Annotated in this window: 7 protein-coding genes; 3 read left to right on the forward strand and 4 right to left on the reverse strand. The window is 66.8% G+C overall.

What is annotated here, in order from left to right; genetic code table 11:
- Nucleotides 1–48: 48 nt before the first annotated feature.
- Nucleotides 49–1,293, forward strand: a complete 1,245-nt coding sequence (gene cbiE / locus KHA85_RS09145; RefSeq protein WP_213185552.1) for a precorrin-6y C5,15-methyltransferase (decarboxylating) subunit CbiE — start codon at nt 49–51, stop codon at nt 1,291–1,293.
- Complete coding sequence (locus KHA85_RS09150; RefSeq protein ID WP_213185553.1) at nt 1,290–2,072, forward strand: cobalt-precorrin-4/precorrin-4 C(11)-methyltransferase; 783 nt, start codon at nt 1,290–1,292, stop codon at nt 2,070–2,072. Before cbiE ends, KHA85_RS09150 begins: the two co-directional genes overlap by 4 nt.
- A gap of 1,048 nt (nt 2,073–3,120) precedes the next feature.
- Here KHA85_RS09150 and KHA85_RS09155 read toward each other — a convergent pair.
- The 3 genes from KHA85_RS09155 to merA form a co-directional block, all read right to left on the reverse strand.
- The gene (locus tag KHA85_RS09155; protein WP_061917937.1) at nt 3,121–3,717 is read right to left on the reverse strand and encodes a cadmium resistance transporter; all 597 of its coding nucleotides are present in this window, start codon (nt 3,715–3,717) and stop codon (nt 3,121–3,123) included.
- Nucleotides 3,714–4,073 (reverse strand): Cd(II)/Pb(II)-sensing metalloregulatory transcriptional regulator CmtR, encoded by a 360-nt coding sequence (cmtR, locus tag KHA85_RS09160; RefSeq protein ID WP_033098512.1) that lies wholly within the window; start codon nt 4,071–4,073, stop codon nt 3,714–3,716. The genes KHA85_RS09155 and cmtR overlap by 4 nt, the downstream gene beginning before the upstream one ends.
- Nucleotides 4,074–4,312: 239 nt before the next feature.
- The gene (gene merA / locus KHA85_RS09165; RefSeq protein ID WP_213185554.1) at nt 4,313–5,713 is read right to left on the reverse strand and encodes a mercury(II) reductase; all 1,401 of its coding nucleotides are present in this window, start codon (nt 5,711–5,713) and stop codon (nt 4,313–4,315) included.
- 105 nt (nt 5,714–5,818) lie between these two features.
- Here merA and KHA85_RS09170 point away from each other — a divergent pair, with 105 nt between their 5' ends.
- Nucleotides 5,819–6,208: a heavy metal-responsive transcriptional regulator gene (locus KHA85_RS09170; RefSeq protein WP_007928756.1), complete on the forward strand. Its 390-nt coding sequence runs from the start codon at nt 5,819–5,821 to the stop codon at nt 6,206–6,208.
- Nucleotides 6,209–6,449: 241 nt separating this feature from the next.
- Here KHA85_RS09170 and KHA85_RS09175 read toward each other — a convergent pair.
- Nucleotides 6,450–7,919 (reverse strand): MFS transporter (locus tag KHA85_RS09175; RefSeq protein WP_213185555.1); only part of this gene is annotated, 1,470 nt, incomplete at its 5' end.

A 7,919-nucleotide genomic window follows, 5' to 3' on the forward strand; every position in this document is an offset into this window, starting at 1 on the left:
AACGGCCTGTCCCGGGGCGCCTCAGGTGTCGCGGTAGGGTTCCGCGTCATGAACGCACGGGTGGTGGTCGTCGGCATCGGCGGCGACGGGTGGGCGGGGCTCGACGAGACCCGCCGTCGCGCCGTCCTGGGCGCCGATGTGGTGCTCGGCGGCGAGCGTCATCTGGCGATGATTCCCGGCGACGTGACGGCCGAACGAGTGCCGTGGCCGCGGCCGCTGCGGGACGGGTTGCCGGAGCTGCTCGAGCAATTCCGCGGGCGGTCGATAGTGGCCCTGGCCTCGGGCGATCCGCTGGTCGCCGGGATCGGCACCACCCTGATCGACCTGCTCGGCGCGGACGCGGTGGAGGTGCTCCCGGCGGTGTCCTCGGTCGCGCTGGCCCGCGCCAGGATGCGGTGGCCGGCCGAGTCCGTGGCGGTGCTGCGCGACCACCGCGGGTTGCCCCGGGAGCTGGCGCCGGGACGGCGGGTGCTGGTGCTCTCGGCCGACCGGCACACGCCGGGAGAGGTCGCCGCGGTACTCGTTGGCGCCGGCTTCGGGGGGAGCGCGATGACCGTTCTGTCCGATCTCGGGGGCCCGGCCGAGGCCCGTTTTTCCCGCGCGGCGCGCGACTGGGCGGCTGGCCGCGAGGCTCCCGCCCTGCACGTGTTGGCGGTGGAATGCGTGGCCGACGCGTCCGCTCGCCCGCTCGGGCTGGCGCCGGGATTGCCCGACGACGTCTTTGAGAACGACGGCCAGCTCACCCGCCGCGACCTGCGAGCCTCTGCCCTCTCCCGGCTCGCGCCCTCGGCCGGAGAGCTGCTGTGGGACGTGGGTGCCGGCGCCGGGTCGGTGGGCATCGAGTGGATGCGCGCTCACCCGTCCTGCCGGACTATCGCCATCGAGGCTGATCTCGGGCGGGCCGCGCGAATCGAGCGCAACGCGACCGCGCTCGGCGTGCCCGGGTTGGAGATCGTCCACGGTCGTGCGCCGGAGGTCTTGGAGGGTTTTCCGCGGCCGGATGCGGTGTTCGTCGGAGGGGGCGGCACGGCCCCTGGCCTGCTCAGACAGTGCTGGGACGCGCTTCGTCCCGGCGGACGGCTGGTCGCGCATGCGGTGACCCTGGAGACCGAGCGCGTGGTGGTCGACGCCCGCGCCGAATTCGGCGGGGAGCTGACCAGGATCCAGGTCGAGCACGCGGACTCGATCGGCCGGTTCACTGGCTGGGCGCCAGCTCGGGCTGTGGTGCAGTGGGCGGCCGTGAAGCCCTTCGTCGCTGCGGCTGATACTTCGGAGACAGGGGAGAGCTCGTGACCGTTCACTTCGTGGGAGCCGGCCCCGGCGCCGCCGACCTGCTGACGCTGCGCGCGGCTGCGGCGCTTGCCGCCGCCGACGTGTGCCTGTACGCGGGGACGTATCTCGACGACGGTGTGCTCGACCACTGCCGACCCGAGGCCCGGTTGGTGGACACCCAACATCTGGACTTGGATGGGATCATCGGCGAGATCGTCGCCGCTCACGCAGAGGGTCTCGAGGTGGTCCGGCTGTGCTCGGGTGACCCGTCGCTGTACTCGGCGCTCGCCGAGCAAACTCGCCGACTCGACGCGGCGGGCGTTCCGTGGGATGTAGTTCCTGGTGTTCCCGCCTATGCCGCCGCGGCCGCCGAGCTGGGCGTGGAGCTCACGGTTCCCGAAGTGGTTCAGTCGGTGGTGCTCACCCGTGTTCAGGCGCGATCGACGGCGATGCCGTCGACTGAGTCGTTGGAGAATTTCGCCGCCACCGGCGCGACGCTTGTGTTGCACCTGGCGATCACCCGTACCCGCGAACTCGCTGAGCGGCTGATCCCCACGCACGGCGCCGACTGCCCGGTGGCCGTGGTGGCCAACGCGAGCCGCCCGCACCGCGTGGAGCTGCGCGGCACTCTCGCTGACATCGCGGACGCGGTCGAGGCTGCCGGACTGAGGCAGGCTGCCGTGATCCTGGTCGGCCGCGCGCTGGTCAGGCCGGGCGAGGCTGAGTCGTGGCTGTACGCGTCGAGCCCGGAGCGGGAGGCGAAGCGGCGGAGTGCCGCCGATCAATTCGGAGGGGCTTGAACTCGGACGGCGCCAGAGTTGTGACTAGGGAGTTCCACAACCGTCTGGGGGAGAATCGGGGACATTGGCGAAGCCGTTGGCGACAAGTAAATGCCAGTAGTTGCGTCCGTTGGCAAAGTTTTGAGCTTCTCCGCCATTTGCGGCCGGGTAGGGCCACGTTTGGCACCGGCCAAGAGGTCCCGCGACGCCCCCAAGACCGGCGTAGTTGTCGCCGAGTCTTCCGTAGGAAACACACTGATTGGGAGAGTATATTGCGTCACCATCCCCTTGAGGATTATCCCAATTGGTGTGCCAGGATCCCGGAACGCTTAGACCTTGGGAGATGCTAAGCATATTTAAATTGCCGTCTGAGTCATAAATGTCGAGCCCCATGCAGGCGCTACCCCGTTCAAGTGGGCCGCAGTTGTCCTCTGGTGTTTGCATGTCGGAGTGTATAAGGCTTGACCCCTTGTTGGCTCGCGCAGTTCGGATCTCGGTGTAGAGATGTGTGAAGGGCCAGTCGATCTCTGCATAAATGTTAGTCCGTGACACAATCGAGATCGCTTGGAGGCCAAAGATCCTGCTCTATCCACGGGTTTTATCGGCTACTTCCCGCTCCGCGTGTCGGTCTCGGCCCGGAGCGCCCAATTACCAGACCCATGCGGCGGGCAGCTCAATTCAGTCTTGCCCAGAGGCATGACAATGGCAGCCAAAGCCACACTCTGAGTCGACCACACTTTCGGTCGCCGACGACCTGCCCTCCGAGGAGCTTTCGCTGCGCGGGGCGCTTGGTCGCGGGCACCGGAAGCTCGAGAGGGCCTGGTGAAGCAGATCGGACCCTCCGACACCATCGAACGAAAGTCGATCTGTTGGGGTACACCCGTACGGGACGAGAGGCCGCCAACCATCGCTGCTGTGTCACAGGGGCCAGTTCGTGTGGACTTGATCGCTCTGTGGCGGTCTTCTGTGGCTACTTCTTGGCGGCGACGTACCAATCGGGCGTTCTGGCCGGAAGAATTAGAGCGAGTCGGCGGTTCACGGGTGCGTGGTGGGGTTTGCGTCGGTTTTGTCAGAGTCCGAATGCTCCGCCGCTGATCAGGATGAACGCGCCCAGGCCGATCAGGACTGTCGGGAACAGGATGTGTTCCCAGCGCTCTAGGACTTCGGCGATCGGTCGGCGGGTGGCGACGAACTTGGCCAGGCCCACCAGTCCTGCCACCAGCACTAGGAACACGATGCAGTAGGCGACTACGGCTCCCGGGCCCACGTTGAGAAAGACGGGGACGTAGACGCCGATGTTGTCGCCGCCGTTGGCGAAGGTTACGCCGGCCACGGTCCACACGGCGACGTTCTTGCCCTCGATCTTTGCGTCGTCGTCATCATCGTCCCCGCGCCAGGCCTGCCACGCGGCCCACAGTCCCAAGCCGAGTGGGATCAGCCCGAAGTAAGGGATGGCCTGCGGGGGCAGGAAGGCTCCCGCGCCCAGGGAGACGAGCACTGCGGCGCCGAGGATGCCGATGAAGCCGAGGTACTGGCCGACCAGGATGCGTGCGGTGGTGCCGCGTTGGCCGGCGCCGCGGGCGAAGAACAGCGACAGAACGATGATGTCGTCGATATTGGTGGCAATGAACAGGCCGATCGCCTGCAGGGCCGAGGACAGGATCACGCCTGCACCTCCGTGGCGTGACAACCCGGCACTGAGCAGTCGGGCTCCAAGCATGGGGCGTTTTCGTTGACCGCGAGGGTGACCTCGACCAAGGAGGACAGCGACCGCGCCAAGTGCGGGTCTGCGATCTCGTACCGGGTCTGGCGACCTTCGGGCACGGCGACAACGATTCCGCAGTCGCGCAGGCATGCCAGATGGTTCGACACGTTCGACCGTGTCAGCTCCAAGTCCCGGGCCAGCTCCGCCGGGTAGGTCGGCTGCTGTAGCAAGGTCAGCAGTATTCGGGACCGTGTCGGGTCGGCCATCGCCCGCCCTAACCGGTTCATCACATCCATACGGGAAACAATAGTCAGCACTTGCTGAACTATACAGCGTCTGCTGAACTGTTGGGACAACGCATTAAAAACCTAAAGGTTGTCAAGACACTTAATCTCGTCCAGGACTACGGCCAGTTTTGAACAGGTTTCCTGGCGCTACAGGCACCCACCGGAGTCTCACTAAGTCGTCTTGACAACCTGTAGGTTCTTAAGGCACATTCACGGTGCCAGGCGGGCCGCCGCGGGAGCCCTCGTCCACCCCGCTGGGGCCGCGGGTTTCAGGCGCAGCATGACGTCGGCATCTGGTTTCGGAAGAGGCCGGCCACGATGCGCAGGCTTTCGCTCATGGTCAGGTACGGCGCCCAGGTGTCGGCCAGATCGTCGACGGTCATGCCGCTTTTGATGGCGTAGGTGGCCGCCAGCATGATCTCCCCGGCCCCGTCCGCCAGAGCGTGCACGCCCAGAACCTTGCCGCTCACGGCGTCGGCGACGAGCTTCACCGCCCCGCGGGTGTCGTGCTGGACGAGCGCCCGGGGGACATCGGACAGGTCCAGGACGCGGCAGTCGCACGCGTGCCCTCGGGTGAGGGCCTCGTCCTCGGTCAACCCCGCCGAGGCCAGCTGGGGCCGGGTGAACACGACCGCAGGAAAGCCGGCGTAGTCGACCCGAGCTGCCGGCGGGTACCTGTCCTCGGTCAGGGCGTTGAGCGCGGCGGCCCGACCGCCGGCGGCGGCGGCGTAGACGTACTGGGGAGCCCCCGAGACGTCACCGGCGGCCCAGACGCGCGGGTTGGAGGTGCGCTGGGTCTGGTCGACCACGACGAAGCCGCGCTCGTCCACGTCCACACCGGCAGCGGCCAGGTTCAGGCCGTCGGTGCGGGGCAGGCGTCCGGTGGCCACCAGGACCTGCGCGCCGCGCACCTGTTCGCCCGAGTCCGTGGTCACCACCACCTCTCCTGCGGGGCCTGGTTCGCGGGCCACAGTGGTCGCGCGCTCTTCGACCACGGTGATGCCGTCGTCGGTGAAGACTTCCCGAAGTCTCTGGGCCAGCTCCGGCTCGGCGTGCGGCGCCAGACGCCCGACCACAGAGACCCGGGTGCCGAGGTGAGCGAACAGCTGGGCCTGCTCCATCCCGACGTACCCGCCACCGATAACGACCAGGGACTCAGGCAGCTCGGTCAGCTGCATCGCGGTGGTGGACGTCAGCCGGTCCACAGAGTCGAGACCGACCACCTCCGGGATGGCGGGGGTGGCACCGGTGGCGACCAGATAGGCCCGGGCCCGCAGCGCCTGGCCGTCGACGGCCAGGGTCTCCCTGTCCAGGAAGGCGGCCTGGCCAGAAAGGACCTCGAAGCCGTAGGCGGCGGCCACATCGGCGTACTTCGCATCACGCAGGCGCTCGATAAGTGAGTCCTTCTGGGCCACCAGATCGCCGAGGTTCACCGGTGCGGCTGACGTTGGGGCACCTTTGAAGGGATTGGTGAGCGCGGCGTGCCGGGCCCCGGCGGCCGCCAGGAGCGTCTTGGACGGCACGCAGCCGATGTTCACGCACGTCCCGCCGAGAACACCGCGCTCAACCAGCACGACACTCCTGCCGGCCTGACTGGCCGCGATAGCGGCTGACATCGCCGCGCCTCCTGAGCCGATCACGGCCAGATCGACGTCGTAGTCCACACCCATTTCCGCCCCTTCCTTCGCGTGCCCAATCTTCAGCGCCCATAGTGGACGTTCCAGCGCAGGGGAAGGTCAAGGAGAACATGGACGAGAGCCGAGATAGGGGCCACTGTGCGCATCGGTGAGTTGGCCGTGGCCAGCGGAACCACAACCAAGACGCTGCGCTTCTACGAAGAAGCCGGCCTGCTACCTGCGCCTGAGCGCACCGCCAACGGATACCGCGACTACACCCCTGCGGCCCTGGCGCGCCTGGACTTCGTTCGCCGCGGCCGCACCGCTGGGCTCACCCTGGCCCAGATTCGCGAGATCCTCGACATCCGCGACGCCGGAGTCGCACCCTGCCAGCACGTGCACGCCCTGCTCGAAGCCCACCTGGGCGACCTGGACCGCCAAATCGCCGACCTGCAAGCACTGCGACACACCGTCGCGCACCTTCACCACAGTGCCACCACCAGCGATCCCACCAAATGCGACACCACGACCGTCTGCCGCTATCTGTGACCAGACCGGTGCTCGCGTGTATCGCCATGAGCAGATGCCGCCACAGAGCGTCGACAGAACCCCGCCATATAACGGCGAAAGCCACACACCAGCCACTGACCCCGCCCTGAAGATGGTGGGTATCGCTAGCCACAGCAGCTCGACCGCCGAGATTCGGCACTCGGGAGGGACCGCGGTTCTTGCTGACCTTGCGCAGTTTCTCCAGGCACGAGTCAGTGCAGCCGGAAGCCGGACGGGCCACCTATCCGACGCTGTCCCGGTGTGCCGGTGCTGTGGAACTGGCCGTGGTCTTGTGGTCACGCGGAGCAGTGCCCGGGGCAAGGATCGCTAGCAAGACTGCGGCTGCGGCGGTGAGGATTGCCAACGTAAGTGTGGCCTGACTGCTGCCGTTGACAAATGCCTCTTTGGCGTAGTCGACCAATGGTTGCGCCATTGGTCCGGCTTGTGCGGCGATCTCTAGGGCGGCGGCCAGGGAGTCGGAGACCGGACCGCGGGCAGGTTCGGGTAACTGAGGCAGGGCGGGTTGGATGTGGCGGGTGTATCCGGCGGCCAGCACGCTGCCGGCCACTGCGATCCCCATCGCAGCGCCGATCTCGCGGGCCGCATCGTTGACTGCGGCGGCGACCCCGTGTTTGCTCTCCGGAGTTTCGGCGATGATCGCGTAGGTCGCTGGGGCTGTGCATAGTCCGAGCCCTGCGCTCATGATCAACAGCGGCCATAGCAGGTCGAGGTAACGTGCGTCGACGGTCATCCGGCTGACCAGCATCAGGCCAACTGCGATGGTCGCCAGACCGGCGACGGTCATCACTCGTAGTCCAAATCGCTGTGACAGTCGGGGGGCGATCACCGAGATCACGATCAGGGGGACCGTCATCGGCACCAATCCCAACGCCGAGGCCAGCGGTCCGTATCCCAGGATCAGTTGCAGGTACTGCACCAGGAGTAGGAATACCCCGAAAGTGACCAAGAATTGGATGGCCACCGACAACGAGCCGGCGCTGAAGCCGCGCTTGGCGAACAACCGAACATCCAACAAGGGGGCCGAGGATCGCAGCTCAATCAGGATAAAAAAGGCTGTCGCCAACATACCGGCCCCGGCGCTGGCGAGAACGATCGGGTCGGCCCAGCCCCGCGCGGGAAACTCGATCGTGGCGAATACGATTCCCGCAACCGCGACTGCAGCTGCCGCCGCGCCCACCCAGTCCACGGGAGGGTGATCATGCTGGCTGGACTCAGCGATCGTGCATGCCAGCGCGGCCAGTAGGGCTCCCGCTGCGGTCAGTCCGACAAATACCGACACCCACGACCAGCGCTCAAGCAGCACCCCGGCGCCGAGGATGCCTAACACTGCTCCGGAGCCGGCGACTCCAGCCCACACACCTACTGCTCGGCCGCGATGAACGGCGGCGAAACCAGCAGTCAGAATCGATAGCGTCGAGGGCATTACCAGTGCAGCGCCCGCCCCGGCAATCGCTCGCGCAGCGATCAACCAGGCCGGGTCAGACAGCAGAAGGGGAAGTGCGGACGCCATGGTGAATATCGCCAGGCCTATTACGAGAACCGCGCGTCTGCCATAGCGGTCACCGATCGCTCCAGCGGGCAGGACCAGGCACGCCAGTACCAGCGTGTAGCCGTCGACGATCCAGGTCAGCTGGGCTTGTGAGTGTGCCAGTCTGAATTGGCCCCACTTGGAGGCGTAGTGCTGGTCTGA

This window comes from Dietzia massiliensis (assembly GCF_018390595.1).
GTDB lineage: Bacteria > Actinomycetota > Actinomycetes > Mycobacteriales > Mycobacteriaceae > Dietzia > Dietzia massiliensis.

Excerpts from the sequence above, each read along its gene's own strand:
- cbiE (WP_213185552.1), top strand. The coding sequence starts at position 49 with ATGAACGCACGGGTGGTGGTCGTCGGCATCGGCGGCGACGGGTGGGCG.
- merA (WP_213185554.1), bottom strand. The coding sequence starts at position 5,713 with ATGGGTGTGGACTACGACGTCGATCTGGCCGTGATCGGCTCAGGAGGC.